Raw genomic sequence first — 20,105 nt, 5'->3', positions numbered from 1 at the left:
CGGCCGGTCCGCGCGGTCACGACTGGTCCCCCTTGAGGGCACGAGCGTCGGCCTGGTGGCCGTCGCCGGAGACCTCGGCGAGGTCGTCGTCCAACGTCTCCTTGGCGGTGGTCTCGATCAGCTCGGACAGCGATTCGCTCGCCACCGAGCCGTCCGGCAGCAGGGCGGGCGTCGCGACCGAGTTGGCGGTCGCGAACACGCCCGGACCGGGCAGGGAGCCGACGCGGTCGCCGCGGAAGCGCTCCTCCACCAGTTCCTTCTGCGTCTTCTTGCGGTCCTTGCCGACGCGCGAGCTGAACGCCAGCACCATCGCGCCGACGGCCGCGGTGATCAGCAGCGCCGAGGTCAGCTCGAACGGGAACAGGAAGTCGGTGAACAGCAGCTCACCGATGTTCGCGACGTTCCCGCCGTTCTGGGTGTTCTGCTGCGCGAGGCCGGCCGGCGCCACGTCGGTCAGCGCCCGCGCGAGCGAGCCGACGACGAGACCCGCGAACCCGATGCCCAGCACGATCGCGGTGAGCCGCTGCCCGCGCAGCACCTCGACCACCGAGTCCGAGCTGTCCCGGCCGACCAGCATCAGCACGAACAGGAACAGCATCATGATCGCGCCGGTGTAGACGATGATCTGCACGAAGCCGAGGAACGGCGCCTGCTGCACCATGTAGAGCACGCCGAGGCTGAGCATGGTGAGCACCAGCCACAGCGCCGAGTGGACGGCGTTGCGCGCGAACAGCATCCCGAGCGCGCCGGCCAGCGCCAGCGGTCCGAGGACCCAGAACGCGACGGCCTCGCCGGTGGTGACGGTGTCCACGACCCGTCCGACGGTCTCCGGCTGGAGCAGGAACGACGTCATCGCCCGGCCTCCCGCGCCTGGCCGTCGCGTGCCTCGGCGGCCAGCCGCGGCCCGTGCACGTAGTAGTCCTGCTCGTTCTCGCCGAGCCGCATGGGGTGCGGCGGCTGCTCCATGCCGGACAGCAGCGGCGCGAGCAGGTCCTCCTTCGTGTAGATCAGCTTCTGGCGGTCGTCGTCGGCCAGCTCGTACTCGTTGGTCATGGTGAGCGAGCGGGTCGGGCACGCCTCGATGCACAGGCCGCAGCCGATGCAGCGCAGGTAGTTGATCTGGTAGTCCGCGCCGTACCGCTCACCGGGCGAGTAGCGCTCGTCCTCGGTGTTGTCGCCGCCCTCCACGAAGATCGCGTCCGCCGGGCACGCCCACGCGCACAGCTCGCAGCCGACGCACTTCTCCAGCCCGTCCGGGTGCCGGTTGAGCTGGTGGCGGCCGTGGTACCGCGGCGCGGTGACCTTCTTGACCTCCGGGTACTCCTCGGTGACGACCTTCTTGAACATCGTCCCGAAGGTGACGCCGAAACCCTTGACGGGATCAAGCATCCCCATCGCCGGCCTCCTTAGGTGATGCGGTTACCGCGGCGGGCTCTTGGTTCCGGACACCGGCTTCGCCGGAGGTGGGCAGCCGCGCGACCGGCGGCTGCCGGCGTGGCGGCGACTTGGGCACGCTCAGGTCGAGCGGCGGCACCGGGTACCCGCCGCCGGTCACCGGCACGGCGTTCGGGTCGCGCACCTCGCGCTTGTCCGGCAGCAGGAACGCCACCAGCAGGATCACCGCCAGGACCACGCCGAACACGGTGAGCAGCAGCCCCGTGCTCAGGCCCGCCTGGTTGATGTAGCGGGAGAACGCGACCGCGACGAACCAGAACAACGCGATCGGCACCAGGAACTTCCAGCCGAGGCGCATGAACTGGTCGTACCGCAGCCGGGGCAGGGTGCCGCGCAGCCAGATGAACAGGAACAGGAACGCCAGCGTCTTGAGCACGAACCAGAGCAGCCCGAACCAGCCGCTGTTGAGCAGGTGGTCGTCGCCGACGAACGGGAACCGCCAGCCGCCCAGGAACAACGTGGTCGCCAGCGCCGAGACGGTCACCATGTTGATGTACTCGGCGAGGAAGAACAACGCGAACTTCAGCGAGCTGTACTCGGTGTGGAAACCACCGACCAGCTCCGACTCGGCCTCGGGGAGGTCGAACGGGGCGCGGTTGGTCTCGCCCACCATGGAGATCACGTAGATGATGAAGCTCACCGGCAGCAGGATCGCGTTCCACGCGGGCAGCGCGCCCCACGCGATGGTGCCCGCCTGCGCGCCCACGATGTCGGCCGTGGACAGCGAGTGGGAACTCATCACGACGGCGACGATGGACAGGCCCATCGCGATCTCGTACGAGATGACCTGCGCGGCCGAGCGCAACGCGCCGAGCAGCGGGTACGGCGAGCCGGAGGCCCAGCCGGACAGCACGATGCCGTAGACGCCGAGCGAGGAGCAGGCGAGCACCACCAGCACGCCCACCGGCAGGTCGACCAGCTGGAGCGCGGTGCGCTCGCCGAAGATCGACACCTCGCCGCCGAGCGGGATGACGGAGAACGCCACGAACGCGGGCACGCACGAGATCACCGGCGCGAGGAAGTACACCCACTTGTCCGCCAGGACGGGGCGGATGTCCTCCTTGAACGCGAGCTTCAGACCGTCCGCGAGCGACTGGAGCCAGCCGTTCGGCCCGACCCGGTTGGGTCCGGGCCGCTGCTGCATCCGCGCGACGACCTTGCGCTCCCAGTTGATCATGAACAAGGTCATCACGACGAGGAACGCGAAGATCCCCACGACCTTGACGATCACCAGCCAGACGGGGTCGTCGGCCAGCAGTTGTGCGGTGCTCATGCGTTGCCTCCGAGCGGTGCGGCGGAAACGGCCACCACCGAGCCGTGACCGGCGGCCAGGTTGCGCCGCACGGTGACCGCGCCCGAGTTGCCGGGCAGCCACACGACGCCGTCCGGCAGGTCGGCGGCCTCGACCGGCAGCGACACCTCGCCCCGGTCGGTCGACACGGTGATCACGTCACCGGGCACGACGCCCAGGCCCCGTGCGGTGGCCTCGGACAGCTTCGCCACCACCGGGCGCGCGGTGCCCGCCAGGTGCGGCTCGCCGTCCTGCGCGGAACCGTTGTCCAGCAACCGCCGCCACGTCGCGAGCACCACCTGGCCCGCCTTCGGCTGCGGCAGCAGCGGCGCGGCCTCGGTCGGCGGCTGCGCGGTGAGCGCGCCCCGGCCGAGCCGGTCGAAGTCGGCCGCCGCGGCGGCCGGCGTCTGCGTGAACAGGTCCGCGTCCAGCTCCACCGCCAGGGTGTCCAGCACGCGGCCGTCGGACAACGCGCCGGTGCCCTCCAGGGTGGCGCCGAACGGGCGGTGCCTGCCCTCCCAGTTGAGGTAGCTGCCCGCCTTCTCCACCGCGGGCGCGATCGGCAGCACCACGTCGGCGTGCGCGGTGACCGCACTGTGCCGCAGCTCCAGGCTCACCACGAACCCGACCGCGGCCAGCGCGCGCTCGGCCAGCGCCGGGTCCGGCAGGTCGAACGGGTCGACGCCGCCGACGACCAACGCGCCCAGGCCACCGCTCGCGGCGGCGGTCAGGATGCCCGTCGTGTCGCGACCCGGCTGCTCCGGCAGCGCGCCCGCGGGCAGCCCCCACGCGTGCTCCACCTCGGCACGGGCCGCCGCGTCGGACACCAGCCGCCCGCCGGGCAGCAGCGTCGGCAGCAGACCGGCCTCCAGCGCGCCGCGCTCACCCGCGCGGCGCGGGATCCAGGCGACCCGCGCGCCGGTCCGCGCGGCCAGCGCCGCGACCGCCGAGAACAGGCCGGGCACCTCCGCCGCGCGCTCGCCGACGAGGATCACCGAACCCGGCTTGCCCAGGTCCTCCACCACGTCCGCGGCGTGCTCGGGCAACGCGTTCAACGCGGCCGGCTCGCCACCGGGCACGCACGCGAGCAGCGTGCCGAAGGTCTTCTCCACCGCGGGCGTCGTGTACTGGCCCAGGTGGAACACCTTGGTGCGGTTGCGGCGGGCGGCCTTACGCAGCCGCAGGAAGACGATCGGCGCCTCCTCCTCCGGCTCGAACGCCACCAGCAACGCGGCCGGCGCGGCCTCGATGCCGCGGAACGTCACGCCGTTCTCCGGCGTCGTGCCCAGCACCGAGGACGTGAGGAACGCCAGCTCCTCCGCCGAGTGCGCGCGGGCGCGGAAGTCGACGTCGTTGGTGTGCAACGCGACCCGCGCGAACTTGCTGTACGCGTAGGCGTCCTCGACGGTCAGCCGACCGCCCGCGAGCACCGCCGCGCCCTTGCCGGCACGTGCCTTCGCCAGCCCGTCCGCCGCGACCCGCAACGCCTCCGTCCACGACGACTCGCGCAGTTCACCGGACTCGGCGTCACGCACCAGCGGCCGGGTGATCCGGTCGTCGGCGGTGGCGTAGCGGAACGCGAAGCGGCCCTTGTCGCAGAGCCACTCCTCGTTCACCTCCGGGTCGTCGCCCGCGAGCTTGCGCTGCACCTTGCCGCGCCGCCAGTCGGTGCGCTCCGCGCAGCCCGAGGAGCAGTGCTCGCACACGCTCGGCGTGGACACCAGGTCGAACGGTCGCGCCCGGAACCGGTACGCGGCCGAGGTCAACGCGCCCACCGGGCAGATCTGGATGGTGTTGCCGGAGAAGTAGCTCTGGTTCGAGCCCTCGTCGACACCCTCGATCCGCGCGGTCGCCGCCGTGCCGACCTGCTGCTGCGCGCCGCGCTCCAGCAGGTCCAGGAAGTTGTGGTCGCCGGCGATCTCCTTGGAGAACCGGGTGCACCGCTGGCACAGCACGCACCGCTCGCGGTCCAGCAGCACCTGCGCGCTGACCGCGATCGGCTTCGGGAACGTCCGCTTGTGCTCGTGGAAGCGGGACTCCGCGCGACCGTGCTTGAGCGCCTGGTTCTGCAACGGGCACTCGCCGCCCTTGTCGCAGATCGGGCAGTCGAGCGGGTGGTTGATCAGCAGCAGCTCCATCACGCCCTGCTGCGCCTTGTCCGCCACCGGCGAGGAGAGCTGCGTCTTGACCACCATGCCGTCGGCGACGGTCATCGTGCAGGACGCCTGCGGCTTCGGCATCGGCCGGCCGCCCATCTCCACCTCGACCAGGCACTGCCGGCACGCGCCCGCCGGGTCCAGCAGCGGGTGGTCGCAGAACCGCGGCACGACGATGCCCAGCCGCTCCGCGGTGCGGATCAGCAGCTCGCCCTTGGGCGCGACGACCTCCATGCCGTCGATGACGAGCTTGACGTGGCCCTCCGGGACCACCAGCTCGGTGCTCTTGTCAGGCGCGATCGTCATGCGCTTGCTCCCGCCAGGACCTTCGAGTTCCGGTCGCACAGCGCCAGGAACTCGTCCTTGAAATACTTGATGCCGCTGGTGATCGGGCTGACCGCACCGTCGCCGAGCGCGCAGAACGAGCGGCCCAGGATGTTGTCGCAGATGTCCAGCAGCGTCTCGATGTCCGCCGGCGTGCCCTCGTGCCGGTTCATCCGCTGGAGGATCTGGACGAGCCAGTAGGTGCCCTCGCGGCACGGCGTGCACTTGCCGCACGACTCGTGCTTGTAGAACTCGGTCCACTTCATGACCGCCCACGGGACGGACACCGTCTCGTTGAAGATCTGCAACGCCGTGGTGCCCAGCATCGACCCGGCCTCCGCCGCGCCCTCGAAGTCCAGCGGGACGTCCAGGTGCTCGGCGGTGAACAGCGGGGTGGACGAGCCGCCCGGCGTCCAGAACTTCAGCGGGATGCCGTCCTTCATGCCGCCCGCCATGTCCAGCAGGGTGCGCAGCGTCGTGCCCATCGGCGCCTCGTACTGGCCGGGCCGCTCCACGTGGCCGGACAGCGAGTAGATCTTCGGGCCCGGCGAGCGCTCCCGGCCCATGGCGCGGAACCAGTCCGCGCCGCCGTTGACGATGTAGGGCACCGACGCGATGGTCTCCACGTTGTTGACCACGGTCGGCGACGCGTAGAGGCCGGCGGTCGCCGGGAACGGCGGCTTGAGCCGGGGCTGGCCGCGCTTGCCCTCCAGCGAGTCGAGCAGCGCCGTCTCCTCGCCGCAGATGTACGCGCCCGCGCCCGCGTGCACCACCACGTCCAGGTCGAACCCGGAGCCGAGGATGTCCTTGCCCAGGTAGCCCGCGGCGTACGCCTCGCGCACGGCGTTGTTGAGCCGGCGGATGCAGTGCAGCACCTCGCCCCGCACGTAGATCGCGGCGAAGTTCGCGCGGATCGCGTACGAGGTGATGATGATGCCCTCGATCAGCGAGTGCGGGTCCGCCATCATCAGCGGGATGTCCTTGCAGGTGCCCGGTTCGCCCTCGTCGGCGTTGATCACCAGGTAGTGCGGCTTGCCGTCGTTCTGCGGGATGAAGCCCCACTTCAGGCCGGTCGGGAAACCCGCGCCGCCCCGGCCGCGCAGCCCGGAGTCCTTGCACTGCTGGATGAGCTGGTCCGGGTGGGCCTTCAGCGCCTTGCGCAGCGCCGTGTAGCCCTCCAGCTGCTCGTAGGTCTTCAGCGTCCACGAGCGCGGCGACAGCCAGCGCTTCGTGAGGACGGGCGTCAGTTGGTCGACCATGTCCGCCTCCCCCTACTTCTTTTCCGGCAGCGCGGGGAACTCGGCGTTCTCCGGCATCGTCGGCGCGGTCCACCCGCGGTCGGCCGCGACCGCGGCGCCGCGCACCGTCTCCGGCGCCGCCGACGGCCCGTCCAGGTCCGCGTCGCGCCCCTCGAAGAAACCCGCGAGCTGGAGTTCGGCCTGCCGGAAGTCGGTCAGCGGCGCGCCCCGCGTCGGGTGCGGCTTCTCACCGGCCTGCAACGCCTTCACCAGCTCCAGCGCCTTCTCCGGCGTCTGGTTGTCGAAGAACTCGTAGTTCACCTGGAGCACCGGGCCGAGGTCGCACGCGGCCAGGCACTCGGCGTGCTCCAGCGTGATCGAGCCGGGCGCGCCCGGCTCGCCCGCGGTCTCCTCGTGGCCGAGCGGCTTGCCGTCCGAACCGAGGTGCTCCCGCACGGCGGCGTAGATCGCGTCACCGCCGAGCGCGGCGCACAACGTGTTCGTGCAGATGCTCACCAGGTGCTCGCCGCACGGGCGGCGCTTGTACATGGTGTAGAACGTCGCGACCGCGCTGACCTCGGCGTGGGCCAGGTCGAGCTGCCCGGCGCAGAACGCGATGCCCGCCTGGCTGACGTACCCCTCCACGGACTGCACCAGGTGCAGCATCGGCAGCAGCGCCGACCGCGGCTGCGGGTACCGCGCGATGATCGCCTGCGCGCGCGCGACGGTGTCCTGGTCGAACACGCCGGTCGGTTCCTGGGTCTGGGTCATCGGTCACAACCACCCATCACGGGGTCGATAGAGGCCACCGACGCGATGACGTCGGCGACCATGCCGCCCTCGCACATCGCGGGCATCGACTGGAGGTTCACGAAGCTGGGTTCGCGCACGTGCACGCGCATCGGCCGGGTGCCGCCGTCGGACACCACGTGGTAGCCCAGCTCGCCGCGCGGCGACTCGATCGGCACGTACACCTGGCCCGCCGGCACCTGGAAGCCCTCGGTCACCAGCTTGAAGTGGTGGATCAGGGACTCCATGGACTGGCCCATGATCTTGCGGACGTGCTCCAGCGAGTTGCCCATGCCGTCGGCGCCGATGGTGAGCTGCGCGGGCCACGCGATCTTGGCGTCCTCCACCATCACCGGGCCCGGCTCCAGCCGGGCCACGGCCTGCCGCACGATCTTGAGCGACTCGTGGATCTCCGCGACCCGCAGCCGGTAGCGGGCGAACGAGTCCGCCTCGGTGGCCGTGGGCACGTCGAACTCGTAGTTCTCGTAACCGGAGTACGGCTCGATCTTGCGCAGGTCCCAGGCGAGGCCCGCCGACCGCAGGACCGGGCCGGTGATGCCCAGCGCGAGGCACGCGTCCACCGGCAGGTAGCCGATGCCCGCCAGGCGGTTGCGCCAGATCGGCTGGCCGGTGAGCAGCTTGTCGTAGTCCGGCAGCCGCGAGTCCATGACCTTGATGAAGTCGAGGATGCGTTGCGGCGCGTCCTCCGGGAGGTCCTGCGCCAGGCCGCCGGGCCGGATGAAGGCGTGGTTCATCCGCAGACCGGTCAGGTGCTCCAGCAGGTGCAGCACCTCCTCGCGCTCGCGGAAGCCCGAGGTCATGCCGGTCAGCGCGCCCAGCTCCATGCCGCCGGTGGCCAGCGCCACCAGGTGCGAGCTGATCCGGTTCAGCTCCATCAGCAGCACGCGGATGGTCTGCGCGCGGCTGGGCGCGGTGACGCCGAGCAGCTTCTCCACCGCGAGGCAGTACGCGGCCTCGTTGTGCAGCGGCGCGAGGTAGTCCATGCGCGTCACGAACGTGACGCCCTGCGTCCAGGTGCGGTACTCGCAGTTCTTCTCGATACCCGTGTGCAGGTAGCCGATGACGCTGCGGGCCTGGGTGACGGTCTCGCCCTCCAGCTCCAGCACCAGGCGCAGCACGCCGTGCGTCGACGGGTGCTGCGGGCCGAGGTTCATGACGATGCGCTCGTCGCCCGCCGAGTCGTTGAGGAACTCGTCCCAGTCGCCGCCGGTCACCGTGTAGACGGTGCCCTCGGTGGTCTCCCGGGAGCTGGCGTACGGGTCGCTCTCGCGACCGGCGGCCGAGGTGTCGGTGCCGGTGGTCACGTCGGAAAGCCGTTCGCTCATGAGTAGGACCGCCTCTGGTCGGGCGGGGGGATCTCCGCGCCCTTGTACTCCACCGGGATGCCGCCGAGCGGGTAGTCCTTGCGCTGCGGGTGGCCGTCCCAGTCGTCCGGCATCAGGATTCGGGTCAGGCCCGGGTGACCGTCGTAGACGATCCCGAACATGTCCCACGCCTCGCGCTCCTGCCAGTCCGCGGTCGGGTAGACCGCGACCACGCTGGGGATGTGCGCGTCGTCCACGTCCACCGCGACCTCCAGCCGGATGCGCCGGCGGTAGGTCATGGACGTGAGGTGGTAGACGGAGTGCAGCCGCTGCGCCACGTCCGGCCCGTAGTCCACACCGGACACCGAGCTGCACAGCTCGAACCGCAGCGCCGGGTCGTCGCGCAGGATCCGCGCCACCTCCACCAGGTTCTCCCGGCGCAGGTAGAACGTGATCTCACCGCGGTCGACGGTGATCTGCTGGACGGTGTCGGCGGGCAGGTCGCGCTCGCGGATCGCGGCCAGCAGCTCGTCGGCGACCTCGTCGAACCAACCGCCGTAGGGCCGTTCGCTGGGCGGCGCCACGTGCGCGGGCAGCCGCAGGCCGCCGAAGCCGGAGGTGTCGCCGCTGCCCGACACGCCGAACATGCCCGTGCGGGACTTGCCGGCGATGATCGGCGCCTTGGGCTCCGTGTCGCTCGCCTCCAGGCCCTCGACCGCGCGGTCGGCGCTGGAGTGCTCGTCACCAGGCTGGGTCATCGGTCGCTCACTTCTTCGCAAAGCGCTGGGACGACGGGATGAGTTCCGTGGTGCGGCCCTGCTCGGCCAGCAGCGCGGCCCGCGTCGGACCCAGCGGCTCGTCCATGATCTTGGCGTGGATCTTGAGGATCGCGTCGATCAGCATCTCCGGGCGGGGCGGGCACCCCGGCAGGTACATGTCGACCGGCACGACGTGGTCCACGCCCTGCACCACCGCGTAGTTGTTGAACATGCCGCCGCTGGAGGCGCACACGCCCATCGCCAGCACCCAGCGCGGCTCCGGCATCTGGTCGTAGATCTGCCGCAGCACGGGCGCCATCTTGTTGGTGACCCGGCCCGCGACGATCATCAGGTCCGCCTGGCGCGGCGACGCGCGGAAGACCTCCATGCCGAAGCGCGCGAGGTCGTAGCGCGGCGCGCCGGTGGTCATCATCTCGATGGCGCAGCACGCGAGGCCGAACGTGGCGGGCCACAGCGAGGACTTGCGGGTCCAGTTGACCAGCTTCTCCACGCTCGCGAGCAGGATGCCGTTCGGGAGCTTCTCTTCGAGGCCCACGGTCTTCCCCCCTCAGTTCCAGTCGAGGCCGCCGCGCCGCCACACGTAGGCGTACGCGAAGCCGACCGTCGCGACGAACAGGGCGATCTCCACCAGGCCGAACAGGCCGAGCCGGTCCGCGGAGACCGCGAACGGGTAGAGGAACACCATTTCGATGTCGAACAGGATGAACAGCATCGCGGTGAGGTAGTAGGCGACCGGCATCCGGCCACCGCCCACCACGGGCTGCGGTGACGGTTCGATGCCGCACTCGTAGGCGTCGAGCTTCGCCTTGTTGTAGCGGCGGGGGCCGACGTAGGGCGCGGCCGTCACCGAGAACAGTGCGAAGGCCGCGGCGAGGGCGAACATCAATACGAGGGGGAGGTAAGGGTCCAGCACTCCACGTCGTCCTTTCCTCGCGTGTCGCGGTGGTGGTGGCACAGCCGACCGTTGCGCACCCTAAGGGGTGTTCTTGCGCCCTTCGGAAGTTAGGCGTGCCTAACGATCCGCCGGGCGCTTGTGAAACAGTTCACAAGGCATCACAGCCGGTTGTGAACTGATTCACAAGACCTGAGGGCCAGTGTAGAACGTCACACAGAGGCGTGACCAACACCCCCCGCAGTACCGCTGACCTGCGGATACCCGCCGCTGAACGATGCTCCGGCGGCCTCGGGGTGAACCGGGCCACACCCAAAACGAAACAGCGCCGGCTTGGAAGCCGGCGCTGCGACGATCGGAGGAGGTGCGATTAGGCCGAAGGGGTGAGTTTCGTGGCGGCCGTGATGATGCGGTCGAACGAGTCGCCGTCCTTCGGGTCGTAAAGGCCCGCCAACAGCTTCAGGACCAGCTTCATCAACGTTTTCCGAGGTAGGCCGTACTTGGTCGCGGTGCGCATCACCGTCGGGTGGCCGATCAGGCGGCTGAACACGTTGCCGAGCCGGTAGTAGCCGCCCAACGCCTGCTCGATCCGCACCGGGTAGCCCTGGAGCGCCCGCTCCCGGCCCCAGTTGGTGCGCGACATCGCCTGCACCACGGTCTCCGCCGCGATCCGCGCCGACTCCATGGCGTAGCCGATGCCCTCGCCGTTGAACGGGTTGACCATGCCGCCCGCGTCCCCGACCAGCAGCAAGCCGTCCCGGTAGTGCGGTTTGCGGTTCAAGCCCATCGGCAGCGCCGCGCCGCCGATCCGGCCGGTGGCGTTCTCCTCGCGGAAGCCCCACTCCTCCGGCGTGCCGTCCAGCCACGACCGCAGGAGGGCTCGGTAGTCCGTAGTCCCGTACGCCTTGGAGGTGCTGAGGATGCCGAGGCCGACGTTCACGGTTCCGTCGCCCATGCCGAAGATCCAGCCGTAGCCGGGCAGCAGCACGTCGTTCGCCCGGTCCCACAGCTCCAGGTGCGACTCCAGGTAGTCGTCCTTGGTGCGCGGGCTCGCGTAGTAGCGGCGCACCGCCACGCCCATCGGCTTCGCGTCGTCCTTCTGGAGGCCGACGCTCAGCGCGAGCCGCGCGGACACCCCGTCGCAGCCGATCACCACCGGCGCGCGGTAGGTGACCTCCCGCTTGTCCGGGCCGGTCTTCGCGGTGACGCCGACGACCCGGCCGTTCTCGGTGATCGCGCCCGTCACCGTCGTCTGCTCGAACAGGCGCGCGCCCGCCTGCTGGGCCGTCTTCGCGAGCAGCTCGTCGAAGTCCTGCCGCGGTCGCACCACGCCGTACGGCGGGAACGTCGCCAGGTCCGGCCAGTCCAGCTCCAACGTCACGCCGCCGCCGACCACGCGCAGACCCCGGTTGTGCAGCCAGCCGGCTTCCTCGCGGGTGTCGATGCCGAGGTCGACCAGCTGCTTCACGCCGCGCGGCGTGAGCCCGTCACCGCACACCTTCTCGCGGGGGAACACGGACTTCTCCAACAACAGCACGTCCAGGCCCGCGCGGGCCAGGTAGGTCGCCGCCGTGGAGCCCGCCGGGCCCGCGCCGACCACGATCACCTCGGCGTCCTCGCCTGCCTGCCGGCGGCTGGGAGTCGTCATCCCCGCTCCTTGTGCCTGGGTTCACAAAGTCCGAGGCGAGTCTACTTGCGCGTGGCTGAGAGCCGTTCAGCCTTCCCGCTGGACCGGCTTGGTCGCGCGGTGCAACGCCACCACGCCACCGGTGAGGTTCATCCAGGCGACGTCGTCCCACCCGGCCCGCGAGATGATCTCCGCCAGCGACCGCTGGTCCGGCCACGTGCGCATCGACTCGGCCAGGTAGTCGTAGGCGTCCGGGTTGGAGCAGACGAAGCGCGCGGTGAACGGGACGAGGCGCAGCAGGTGGCGCATGTAGACGTAGCGGAACGGGCGGAAGGTCGGCGTGGAGACCTCGCAGATCACCAGCCGGCCGCCCGGCCGCACCACCCGGGCCATCTCCCGCAGCGCCGCCTCGGTGTCGCTGAAGTTGCGGATGCCGAACGAGACCGTGACGGCGTCGAACACCCCGTCCGCGAACGGCAGGTGGAGCGCGTCGGCGGCCACCTTGGGCACCGCCCGGTGCGCCCCGCCGAGCAACATGCCCAACGAGAAGTCGGCCGCCACGCACCACGCGCCGGACGCCGCGTACTCGACGGTCGACACCGCCGTGCCCGCGGCGAGGTCCAACACCCGCTCCCCGGGCCGGGCGTCCAACACCCGCCGACTCCACTCCCGCCAGCGCCGGTCGAAACCCAGGGTCATGACGGAGTTCGTGCGGTCGTAGCCCTTGGCCACGCCGTCGAACATCTCGGCGACCTCGCGGGGGTTCTTGTCCAGACCTGCACGCGACATGGGGAAATGGTAGGTGACGCCCGGAGAGGCCGGCACAGCATCCACCCGCTCGTGGCTGTGACCAGCGCAAACACCCTGTCGGGTGAGTGGCCCGGTTGGTTGTCGTGGATGCGAAAGGCCACCTAATGTAGCGAAACGGCCGCGATCCGGAAACTTTTCGGCGGGCGAATTCGTTGCCGTAGAGAAGAGGAGGCGGCGCGGCGGGAGGCAAAGAGGCAGCAGGCACACGCACGCGAGGTTGAACGCTGCCCAAATGCGGGTGCGGGTGCGGGACTGCGGTGCGACCACGGAGCGCCGGCGGCCTCCGGCGCGGCGAGCGGCTTCGGCTGGCGTGGCCCCGGCCCGGCGGATGCGGCGGGGGCCACGCCGGCCGGGGCCCCGTTGGGGGCGCGTGCCGGCTGCGGACGCGGCAGGCAAGCGTTGGGTGGCCTGCGGCGAGCGCGGCGGACAGGCGCGGCAGACGCAGGCGACCGATGGCGCGCGACGGCACACGCGAGCAAACGGCTGGCGGCAGGCGCGGCCGATGCGCCCCTGGGCTCGGCATGGTCGGCCAAGGGCACTCGTCCGGTGGACAAGCGGCGTGGGCTACGCAGCGCGGGGCTATGCGGCGCGGAGGGCGGTGAGCATCCCGTCGACGGCCGCCTGCCAGGGGTACTCCTCGGCGCGAGCGCGGGCTGCCGAGCGGCGGGTGGGTTCGGGGTTGTCCAGCAGTTCGCTCACCGCCCCGGCGAAGGCCGGGGCGTGGTCGGCCACCGCGGCGCCGCAGCCGGGGCGCACGATCTCCCGCAGCGCGGACGACGCGGACACCACGACCGGCGTCCCGGACGCCAACGCCTCCAGTGCCGCCAGGCCGAACGTCTCGTGCGGCCCGGGGGCCAGGGACACGTCGGCCGTCGCGAGGAGGTTCGCCACGTCGGTCCGCCGACCCACGAACCCCAGGAACGTGACCGGCAGGCCGGAGGCCCGGCGCTCCAGCCACTCGCGCCGCGGCCCGTCGCCCGCGATGACCAGCCGGACGCGGTGGCCGGCGGCGTGGAGTTCGGCCGCGGTGTCGATGCTGCGCTCCACGTGCTTCTCCGGCGACAGCCGCCCGCAATGGACGAGGAGGGCGTCCGCCCCGCGCGCCAGGTCGGCCTTCAACGCCCGGTCGTGGCGGCGCGGGGTGAAGGTCGTCAGGTCCACGCCCAGCGGCACGCGGGTCACGTTGCGGGCGCCGATCCGGTCGAATTCCTCGCGTGCGAAGTCCGTCGTACACACGACCGTGTCGTACGACGCCGCCATCCGCGCATTGGCCCAGTCCGCCCCGCGCCGCGCCCACGCCGCCGGCAGCAGGAACTGCTCCAGCAACCGGTCCAGCCGCTCGTGCGAGATCACGACGCTGGGCACGCGCCGTGCCGCCGCCCACCGGCCCATCCCCCGCAACGTCAGCCGATCGGACACCTCCAGCCGGTCGGGTCGCAGGTGCTCCAGCAGGGCACGCACCCGCCACGGGTCGACCGCCCGGTACCCGCCCGTGCCGGGGATTCGCGGTGCGGGCAGCGTTATTCGGCGAACTGGGCGCGACCCCGCGTCACCCGAACAAGCGTCACCTGAAGAAGTGGCGCGGTCCAGGCGCTCATCGGCATACGCCGCCCCGGGCACGACCAACGTCACCTCGTGCCCCGCCGCCGCGTACCCCGCCCCCAAGTGGTGCAAGGCCGTGCGCAACCCCCCGGACCGCGGCCCGTAGAAGTTGGCGAGCTGCACGATCCTCATGCGACACGCCGCTCCCCCCACCCGATCACCTCGGCGTAGTGCCCCAGCAGCTCATCACACACCGCCGACCACGTCCGCCCCCGCACCCACCGCCGCGCAGCGAGCCCATACCGCTTGCGCCGCAACGGATCACGCAACGCGAGCACCGCAGCCCGCATCTCCTCCTCCGACCCGAACAAGTACCCCGTATCCCCCCGTACGAGGTCACGAGGCCCACCGGCATCGGGCGCCACCACGGGCACCCCACTGGCCAACGCCTCCTGCACGGCCTGACAAAACGTCTCGTGCGGCCCCGTGTGCACGAACACGTCCAACGACGCGTAAGCCTCCGCCAACTCGACCCCGGCGCGGAACCCGAGAAACACCGCACCGGGCAACGCACGCCGCAACGCCGCTTCCTCCGGCCCGGAGCCGACCACGACGACCCGCACCCCCGGCACGCCCTCAAGCGCACGCAACCGCTCCACGCGCTTCTCCGGCGAAAGCCGCCCCACGTACCCGACCAACAACTCCCCCTCCGGAGCAAGGGCACGCCGCAACGCATCGGACCGCCGACCGGGCGCGAACAACTCCGTGTCGACCCCACGCCCCCAACGGTGCACACGAGGCACACCGTGCGACCGCAACGCCTCCACCGCCCACGTGGACGGGGCCAACGTGCGATCCGCCTGGCTGTGCAGGCGACGCGTCCAACGCCACGCCGCACGAGCCGTCAGCCCGAGCCCGTAATGACCCGCGAACCCGGCGATGTCGGTCTGGTACACGGCAACCGTCGGCAACCCGAGCCGACGCGCGGCGGACAGGCCGCGTGCGCCGAGCACGAACGGGCTGGCGAGGTGCACGACGTCGGGCCGGAAGTCGGCCAGGGCGCTCAGCACCTTGCGGGTGGGCACGCCGACGGGCAGCGAACTGAACCGCGGCAGGTCCACGGCGGGCACGCGCACGACGGGCGTGCCGCAGTGCTCGTCGGCCCCCGCGCCGGGCGCGACGACCAAGGCTTCGTGGCCGTGCGCACGCAAGTGCTCCAGCACTCTCAGGACGGAGTTGGTCACTCCGTTGACCTGCGGCAGGAAGCTCTCCGTGACGATCGCTACACGCACGCCGATCACCATGAGCCGCGAAGGACACGGGGGCGTGACGGATCGAGGAACGAAGGTCGAACTCCTCGCGTCACGGTTGACGTTGACCCGGAGATCGTCATCGCTTCACCTGGTGGACGTGTCGCGGACACCAGGGGCGGTGACACTAGGTCGGCATGACCGTCTTGTCGTCCCGTCCCGCCCAGCCAGTCGATCCCGGCCTGGTGTCGATCGCGCTGGAAGTGGCGGGCCGCCTCGCCAACGACGCGTCGGACGTCATCATGGCGACGGCGGGCCGGGGCGCCCGCCCCGACGACGACACCTCGCCGTTCGACTGGGTGACCGACACCGACCGCACCCTGGAGCGGCACACGCGGCGGGTGTTGACCTCGGAGTTCCCGGACATCCCGGTGTTCTGCGAGGACGACGACGTGGCGTCGGACGCCGAGTTCCGCTGGGTGGTGGACCCGGTGGACGGCACGGCGAACTACGTGGCCGGCCTGCCGTGGTGCGCGTACAGCCTGGCCCTGGTGGACCGCTGGGGCCCGGTGGTCGGCGTGGTGGCCGACCCGTACCGGGCGCAGATCTACGCGGCGGCACGCGGGCGGGGGATGCGGGCCAACGGCACGCCGGTGAAGCTCAGCGGGCAGCCGGCCAGTTCCATCGTCTGCACGGAGATGACCCGGACCGGCCCGTGGCCGGGGATGGGCGAGTTCATCTCCCGGGCGGCGCTCTCCGGTTCGGGCGTGCGGGTGCTGGGCTCGAAGGCGCTGGCCGTGGCGCAGGTGGCGTTGGGCCACGCCGCGGCGGCCGTGCTGGACAGCTACCACGAGTGGGACGTGGCGGGCGCGGTGGCGCTGGCGGTGGAGTCGGGCGCGGTGGTGCTGGACCGGCGTGGTGAGGGCGCGCCGCTGCCCGTGGACGGGTTGCTGGTGGCGATGCCCGAGGTGGCGGACGAGGTGCTGGGGTGGTGGCAGTCCTCGGGTCAGGCGTCGTAGTCGACCGTGACGGCGGGTGAGACGGGCACGGACTGACAGGTCAGCACGAACCCCGCTTCGACCTCGTGCGGGTCGAGGGCGTAGTTGCGCCGCATGTCGACCTGGCCGAACACGACGCGTGCCCGGCACGTGCCGCACACGCCGCCCTTGCACGCGAACGGCAGGTCGGACCGGACCCGTTGGGCCGCGTCGAGGATCGGTGTGTCGGGTGGCAGCGGAACGGTCGTCGTGCGACCGTCGAGGATCACGGTGCCTTCGGCCGCCGTGTCGAGGACTTCCTCCGGACGACGTGGCGGTGGCGGCGGTTCGTCGACGTAGAACAGTTCGTGGTGCACGGCGGACGTGTCGACCCCGAGGTCGGACAACACGGTCTCGGCGTCACGCACCAGCCCGTACGGCCCGCACAGCCACCACTGGTCGATGGCGTCGAACGGCACCACGGTGGCGAACAACGCGCGCAGCTTGTCCGCGTCGAGCCGTCCGGTGAACAGCTCGACGTCACGTGGTTCGCGGGACAGCACGTGCACGAGCTGGAACCGCGCCGGGTAGCGGTCTTTGAGGTCGGCCAGCTCCTCGGCGAACATCACGGTGTCGGTGCGCCGGTTGCCGTAGAGCAGGGTGACGCGCGCACCGGTCGCGAGGGCGGTCGCGGCGATGGACAGGGCGGGCGTGATGCCGCTACCCGCGACGACGAGCCCGTGGTGGTCGCCGCCGGTGGGTGTGAAGTTGCCCAGCGGTGGCAGGACTTCCAGCACGTCTCCGCGTTGCACGCGGTCCACGAGGTGTTCGGAGAACATGCCGCCCGTGACGCGTCGTACGCCGATACGGGGCGGTGCGCCGACAGGAGCGCAAATCGAGTAGGAGCGGCGTTCTTCGCCGATGCGCAGCGTGAGGTACTGCCCGGCGCGGAACGCGAAGGTGTCGGCCAGGTCGCGCGGTACGTCGAACGTGACGGCGACCGCGTCCTCGCACAGCCGGTCGACGGCGGCCACGGTCAGCTTGTGAAACACCGGCCGCGCCATCTAGATCTCCTTGACGTGCTCGAAGGGCTCGGCGCAGTCCGCGCACCGGCGGAGGGCTTTGCACGCCGTGGAGCCGAACCGGGACAGCTCGGTGGTGTGGTGGGAGCCGCACCGCGGGCACGCGACGCGTCGCTCCGGCGGGGTGAGCGTCAGCGGCACGGGTCCCGCCGGGCGTGGTCCGATGCGGGCCGGCGGGGCGATGCCCGCCTCGGCGAGCTTGCGGCGGCCCTCCTCGGTGATCCAGTCGGTGGTCCAGGCGGGTGTCAGCGACAACCGCACCTCGACGTCCGCGTACCCCGCGGCGTGCAACGACGCCCGCAGGTCGGCGCCCATCTCCGCGACGGCCGGGCAACCCGAGTACGTGGGCGTGATGGTGACCAGCACGCGGCCGTCGGCGACCCGCACGTCCCGCAGCACGCCCAGGTCGGCCAGCGTCAACACGGGCAGCTCGGGGTCGCGGACGCGGGCCGCGACGTCCCGCGCGGTCACCACTTCGCGCCCGGCAGCGACCGGTGCAGGTGCTGCATCTCGGCGAGCAGGTAGCCCATGGCCTCGGTGTGCACGCCGGCCCGCCCCGCGCGGCCGTTGACGCGGGCGGCGGGCACCGGGTCGGGCCGTTCCAGGCCAGCGGCGGCGAACACGGCGGCCAGCACGTCGTCCACTTCGGACCGGAACGCGGCCGGGTCGACGTCCAGGCGTTGTTCCACGGGGTCCGCGGTGAACAGTTCGTCCACATACGGCCACACCCGCCGCACACCCGCCACCATGCGCGCGTGCGACTCGTCGGTGCCGTCGCCGAGCCGGACGACCCATTGCGCCGCGTGGTCGCGGTGGTAGGCCAGTTCCTTGAGCCCCTTGTCGGCGATCGCGGCCACGACCGGGTCGACGAACGCACGCAGCCGCTGGTACTGGGCGATCTTCCAGGAGGAGAACACCAGCAGCCGGGCCATGGTGGTGGCGAAGTCGCCGCCCGCGAGCGGGCCGCACTCGATCTCGGCCAGGTGCACGTTGCGGAACTCGCGCTCGTCACGCAGGTAGGCCAGGGCGTCCTCGTCCCGGCCGCGGCCCTCGACCTCGCCCGCGCGGGTCAGCAGCAGCCGGGCCTGGCCGAGCAGGTCCAGGGCGATGTTGGCGAGCGCCACGTCCTCTTCCAGCTCGGGCGCGCGGGAGCACCACTCGGCCAGCCGCTGGGACAGCACCAGCGCGTCGTCGCCAAGCATCAGGCAGTACGCGAAGAGGTCGGCGCGGTCGGCGGTGGCGGGGACGGCGCGGTCGACACCCGCCAGCGACTCGGTGAACCCGGTGCCGAACGCCCAGTGCGCGTCCTCCTGGTCGATCAGCGACTCGTAGGCGTTGTCGAAGCTCATAGGTGCGGCACGTCCTCGGGGATCGCGTAGAACGTGGGGTGGCGGTAGACCTTGTCGCCGCTCGGCGCGAAGAACGGGTCCTTCTCGTCGGGGGACGACGCCGTGATCGCTTCGGCCGGCACCACCCAGATGGACACGCCCTCGTTGCGTCGCGTGTAGACGTCACGGGCGTTGCGGAGGGCCATCTCGGCGTCGGGCGCGTGCAGCGACCCCACGTGCACGTGGTTGAGGCCGCGCTTGCCACGCACGAACACCTCCCACAACGGCCACGACGAACTCATGCCGCACTCTCCTTGGTCCGCGTGCGCTTGGCGGCGTGCGCGGCGGCTGCCGCACGCACCCATTCGCCGTCCTCGTGTGCCTTGCGGCGGTGTGCGACGCGCTGCGCGTTGGCCGGCCCGTTGCCGCCGACGACCTGCCAGAACTCGTCCCAGTCGGGTTGGCCGAAGTCGTGGTGGCCGCGTTCGGGGTTCCACTTCAGCAGCGGGTCGGGCAGCGTGACACCGAGCTTCTCGGCCTGCGGCACGGTCATGTCCACGAACTTCTGCCGCAGCTCGTCGTTGGTGTTGCGCTTGATGCGCCACTTCATGGACTGCTCGGTGTTGGCGCTCTCGGCGTCCGGCGGGCCGAACATCATCAGCGACGGCCACCAGAACCGGTCGACGGACTCCTGCACCATGGCGCGTTGTGCGTCCGTGCCGCTCATCATGGTCATCAGCAGCTCGTAGCCCTGACGCTGGTGGAACGACTCCTCCTTGCAGATGCGGATCATGGCGCGCGCGTACGGGCCGTAGGAGGTGCGGCACAGCGGCACCTGGTTGCAGATGGCGGCGCCGTCGACCAGCCAGCCGATCGTGCCCACGTCGGCGTAGGAGAGCGTCGGGTAGTTGAAGATCGAGGAGTATTTCTGGCGGCCGGAGATCAGGTTCTCGGTGAGCAGGCCGCGGTCCGCGCCGAGGGTTTCGGTGGCGGCGTACAGGTAGAGCCCGTGGCCCGCCTCGTCCTGGACCTTGGCCAGCAGGATCGCCTTGCGGCGCAGCGACGGCGCGCGGCTGATCCAGTTGCCCTCGGGCTGCATCCCGATGATCTCGGAGTGCGCGTGCTGCGCGATCTGCCGGACCAGCGTCTTCCGGTAGCCGTCGGGCATCCAGTCGCGTGGTTCGACGCGGTGCTCCGCCGCCACGGTGCGCTCGAACTCCGCCTCCAGGTCCATGCGGTG

General features: G+C 71.2%; 20 protein-coding genes. 1 reads left to right on the top strand and 19 read right to left on the bottom strand.

Going from position 1 to position 20,105, the window contains the following annotated elements; genetic code table 11:
• Nucleotides 1-16: 16 nt before the first annotated feature.
• The 14 genes from KZQ38_RS01910 to KZQ38_RS01845 form a co-directional block, all read right to left on the bottom strand.
• Nucleotides 17-853: an NADH-quinone oxidoreductase subunit J gene (locus tag KZQ38_RS01910; protein WP_219437754.1), complete on the bottom strand. Its 837-nt coding sequence runs from the start codon at nt 851-853 to the stop codon at nt 17-19.
• Entirely contained in the window at nt 850-1,395 is a 546-nt protein-coding gene (nuoI, locus tag KZQ38_RS01905) for an NADH-quinone oxidoreductase subunit NuoI (protein WP_219437752.1), read from the bottom strand. The genes KZQ38_RS01910 and nuoI overlap by 4 nt, the downstream gene beginning before the upstream one ends.
• On the bottom strand, nt 1,382-2,728 hold the full coding sequence (nuoH, locus tag KZQ38_RS01900; RefSeq protein WP_219437750.1) for an NADH-quinone oxidoreductase subunit NuoH: 1,347 nt from the start codon (nt 2,726-2,728) through the stop codon (nt 1,382-1,384). Before nuoH ends, nuoI begins: the two co-directional genes overlap by 14 nt.
• Nucleotides 2,725-5,208 (bottom strand): NADH-quinone oxidoreductase subunit G, encoded by a 2,484-nt coding sequence (locus KZQ38_RS01895; RefSeq protein ID WP_219437748.1) that lies wholly within the window; start codon nt 5,206-5,208, stop codon nt 2,725-2,727. The genes nuoH and KZQ38_RS01895 overlap by 4 nt, the downstream gene beginning before the upstream one ends.
• Nucleotides 5,205-6,485: an NADH-quinone oxidoreductase subunit NuoF gene (nuoF, locus tag KZQ38_RS01890; protein WP_219437746.1), complete on the bottom strand. Its 1,281-nt coding sequence runs from the start codon at nt 6,483-6,485 to the stop codon at nt 5,205-5,207. The genes KZQ38_RS01895 and nuoF overlap by 4 nt, the downstream gene beginning before the upstream one ends.
• 12 nt (nt 6,486-6,497) lie before the next feature.
• Nucleotides 6,498-7,235, bottom strand: a complete 738-nt coding sequence (gene nuoE, locus KZQ38_RS01885; RefSeq protein ID WP_219437744.1) for an NADH-quinone oxidoreductase subunit NuoE — start codon at nt 7,233-7,235, stop codon at nt 6,498-6,500.
• Nucleotides 7,232-8,599 (bottom strand): NADH-quinone oxidoreductase subunit D, encoded by a 1,368-nt coding sequence (locus KZQ38_RS01880; RefSeq protein WP_219437742.1) that lies wholly within the window; start codon nt 8,597-8,599, stop codon nt 7,232-7,234. Before KZQ38_RS01880 ends, nuoE begins: the two co-directional genes overlap by 4 nt.
• A complete protein-coding gene (locus KZQ38_RS01875; protein ID WP_219437740.1) occupies nt 8,596-9,336 on the bottom strand; it encodes an NADH-quinone oxidoreductase subunit C in 741 nt (246 codons plus the stop codon). The genes KZQ38_RS01880 and KZQ38_RS01875 overlap by 4 nt, the downstream gene beginning before the upstream one ends.
• A gap of 7 nt (nt 9,337-9,343) precedes the next feature.
• On the bottom strand, nt 9,344-9,892 hold the full coding sequence (locus tag KZQ38_RS01870; RefSeq protein ID WP_219437738.1) for a NuoB/complex I 20 kDa subunit family protein: 549 nt from the start codon (nt 9,890-9,892) through the stop codon (nt 9,344-9,346).
• A gap of 12 nt (nt 9,893-9,904) precedes the next feature.
• Complete coding sequence (locus KZQ38_RS01865; protein WP_219437736.1) at nt 9,905-10,270, bottom strand: NADH-quinone oxidoreductase subunit A; 366 nt, start codon at nt 10,268-10,270, stop codon at nt 9,905-9,907.
• Between the two features lie 349 nt (nt 10,271-10,619).
• Nucleotides 10,620-11,897 carry a geranylgeranyl reductase family protein gene (locus KZQ38_RS01860; protein WP_219437734.1) on the bottom strand — a complete coding sequence of 426 codons (1,278 nt, stop codon included), beginning with the start codon at nt 11,895-11,897 and terminating at the stop codon, nt 10,620-10,622.
• Between the two features lie 66 nt (nt 11,898-11,963).
• Complete coding sequence (locus KZQ38_RS01855) at nt 11,964-12,665, bottom strand: demethylmenaquinone methyltransferase (RefSeq protein ID WP_219437732.1); 702 nt, start codon at nt 12,663-12,665, stop codon at nt 11,964-11,966.
• Between the two features lie 600 nt (nt 12,666-13,265).
• Nucleotides 13,266-14,420 carry a glycosyltransferase gene (locus KZQ38_RS01850; protein ID WP_219437730.1) on the bottom strand — a complete coding sequence of 385 codons (1,155 nt, stop codon included), beginning with the start codon at nt 14,418-14,420 and terminating at the stop codon, nt 13,266-13,268.
• On the bottom strand, nt 14,417-15,520 hold the full coding sequence (locus tag KZQ38_RS01845) for a glycosyltransferase family 4 protein (protein ID WP_219437728.1): 1,104 nt from the start codon (nt 15,518-15,520) through the stop codon (nt 14,417-14,419). Before KZQ38_RS01845 ends, KZQ38_RS01850 begins: the two co-directional genes overlap by 4 nt.
• A 155-nt stretch (nt 15,521-15,675) precedes the next feature.
• Here KZQ38_RS01845 and KZQ38_RS01840 point away from each other — a divergent pair, with 155 nt between their 5' ends.
• Nucleotides 15,676-16,497 (top strand): inositol monophosphatase family protein, encoded by an 822-nt coding sequence (locus tag KZQ38_RS01840; protein WP_219437727.1) that lies wholly within the window; start codon nt 15,676-15,678, stop codon nt 16,495-16,497.
• On the opposite strand, the gene paaE is transcribed toward KZQ38_RS01840, so the two are convergent.
• The 5 genes from paaE to paaA are packed head-to-tail and all read right to left on the bottom strand — an operon-like array spanning nt 16,485 to nt 20,099.
• Nucleotides 16,485-17,519: a 1,2-phenylacetyl-CoA epoxidase subunit PaaE gene (paaE, locus tag KZQ38_RS01835; protein ID WP_219437725.1), complete on the bottom strand. Its 1,035-nt coding sequence runs from the start codon at nt 17,517-17,519 to the stop codon at nt 16,485-16,487. The genes KZQ38_RS01840 and paaE overlap by 13 nt on opposite strands.
• A complete protein-coding gene (gene paaD / locus KZQ38_RS01830; RefSeq protein WP_219437723.1) occupies nt 17,520-18,011 on the bottom strand; it encodes a 1,2-phenylacetyl-CoA epoxidase subunit PaaD in 492 nt (163 codons plus the stop codon). It lies immediately after the preceding gene.
• A complete protein-coding gene (gene paaC, locus KZQ38_RS01825; protein ID WP_219437721.1) occupies nt 18,005-18,886 on the bottom strand; it encodes a 1,2-phenylacetyl-CoA epoxidase subunit PaaC in 882 nt (293 codons plus the stop codon). Before paaC ends, paaD begins: the two co-directional genes overlap by 7 nt.
• Nucleotides 18,883-19,167: a 1,2-phenylacetyl-CoA epoxidase subunit PaaB gene (gene paaB / locus KZQ38_RS01820; RefSeq protein WP_219437719.1), complete on the bottom strand. Its 285-nt coding sequence runs from the start codon at nt 19,165-19,167 to the stop codon at nt 18,883-18,885. Before paaB ends, paaC begins: the two co-directional genes overlap by 4 nt.
• Nucleotides 19,164-20,099, bottom strand: a complete 936-nt coding sequence (paaA, locus tag KZQ38_RS01815; protein WP_219437717.1) for a 1,2-phenylacetyl-CoA epoxidase subunit PaaA — start codon at nt 20,097-20,099, stop codon at nt 19,164-19,166. The genes paaB and paaA overlap by 4 nt, the downstream gene beginning before the upstream one ends.
• Nucleotides 20,100-20,105: the final 6 nt, after the last annotated feature.

Origin of the sequence: Saccharothrix obliqua (assembly GCF_019375475.1) — a bacterium.
GTDB lineage: Bacteria > Actinomycetota > Actinomycetes > Mycobacteriales > Pseudonocardiaceae > Actinosynnema > Actinosynnema obliqua.
This window is presented reverse-complemented; position numbering and strand designations above follow the sequence as displayed.

Bases quoted from the DNA above. Each gene is read 5' to 3' on its own strand.
- KZQ38_RS01910 (WP_219437754.1), bottom strand. From the start codon at position 853: ATGACGTCGTTCCTGCTCCAGCCGGAGACCGTCGGACGGGTCGTGGAC.
- nuoI (WP_219437752.1), bottom strand. From the start codon at position 1,395: ATGGGGATGCTTGATCCCGTCAAGGGTTTCGGCGTCACCTTCGGGACG.
- nuoH (WP_219437750.1), bottom strand. From the start codon at position 2,728: ATGAGCACCGCACAACTGCTGGCCGACGACCCCGTCTGGCTGGTGATC.
- KZQ38_RS01895 (WP_219437748.1), bottom strand. From the start codon at position 5,208: ATGACGATCGCGCCTGACAAGAGCACCGAGCTGGTGGTCCCGGAGGGC.
- nuoF (WP_219437746.1), bottom strand. From the start codon at position 6,485: ATGGTCGACCAACTGACGCCCGTCCTCACGAAGCGCTGGCTGTCGCCG.
- nuoE (WP_219437744.1), bottom strand. From the start codon at position 7,235: ATGACCCAGACCCAGGAACCGACCGGCGTGTTCGACCAGGACACCGTC.
- KZQ38_RS01880 (WP_219437742.1), bottom strand. From the start codon at position 8,599: ATGAGCGAACGGCTTTCCGACGTGACCACCGGCACCGACACCTCGGCC.
- KZQ38_RS01875 (WP_219437740.1), bottom strand. From the start codon at position 9,336: ATGACCCAGCCTGGTGACGAGCACTCCAGCGCCGACCGCGCGGTCGAG.
- KZQ38_RS01860 (WP_219437734.1), bottom strand. From the start codon at position 11,897: ATGACGACTCCCAGCCGCCGGCAGGCAGGCGAGGACGCCGAGGTGATC.
- KZQ38_RS01855 (WP_219437732.1), bottom strand. From the start codon at position 12,665: ATGTCGCGTGCAGGTCTGGACAAGAACCCCCGCGAGGTCGCCGAGATG.
- KZQ38_RS01850 (WP_219437730.1), bottom strand. From the start codon at position 14,420: ATGAGGATCGTGCAGCTCGCCAACTTCTACGGGCCGCGGTCCGGGGGG.
- KZQ38_RS01840 (WP_219437727.1), top strand. From the start codon at position 15,676: ATGACCGTCTTGTCGTCCCGTCCCGCCCAGCCAGTCGATCCCGGCCTG.
- paaE (WP_219437725.1), bottom strand. From the start codon at position 17,519: ATGGCGCGGCCGGTGTTTCACAAGCTGACCGTGGCCGCCGTCGACCGG.
- paaC (WP_219437721.1), bottom strand. From the start codon at position 18,886: ATGAGCTTCGACAACGCCTACGAGTCGCTGATCGACCAGGAGGACGCG.
- paaB (WP_219437719.1), bottom strand. From the start codon at position 19,167: ATGAGTTCGTCGTGGCCGTTGTGGGAGGTGTTCGTGCGTGGCAAGCGC.
- paaA (WP_219437717.1), bottom strand. From the start codon at position 20,099: ATGGACCTGGAGGCGGAGTTCGAGCGCACCGTGGCGGCGGAGCACCGC.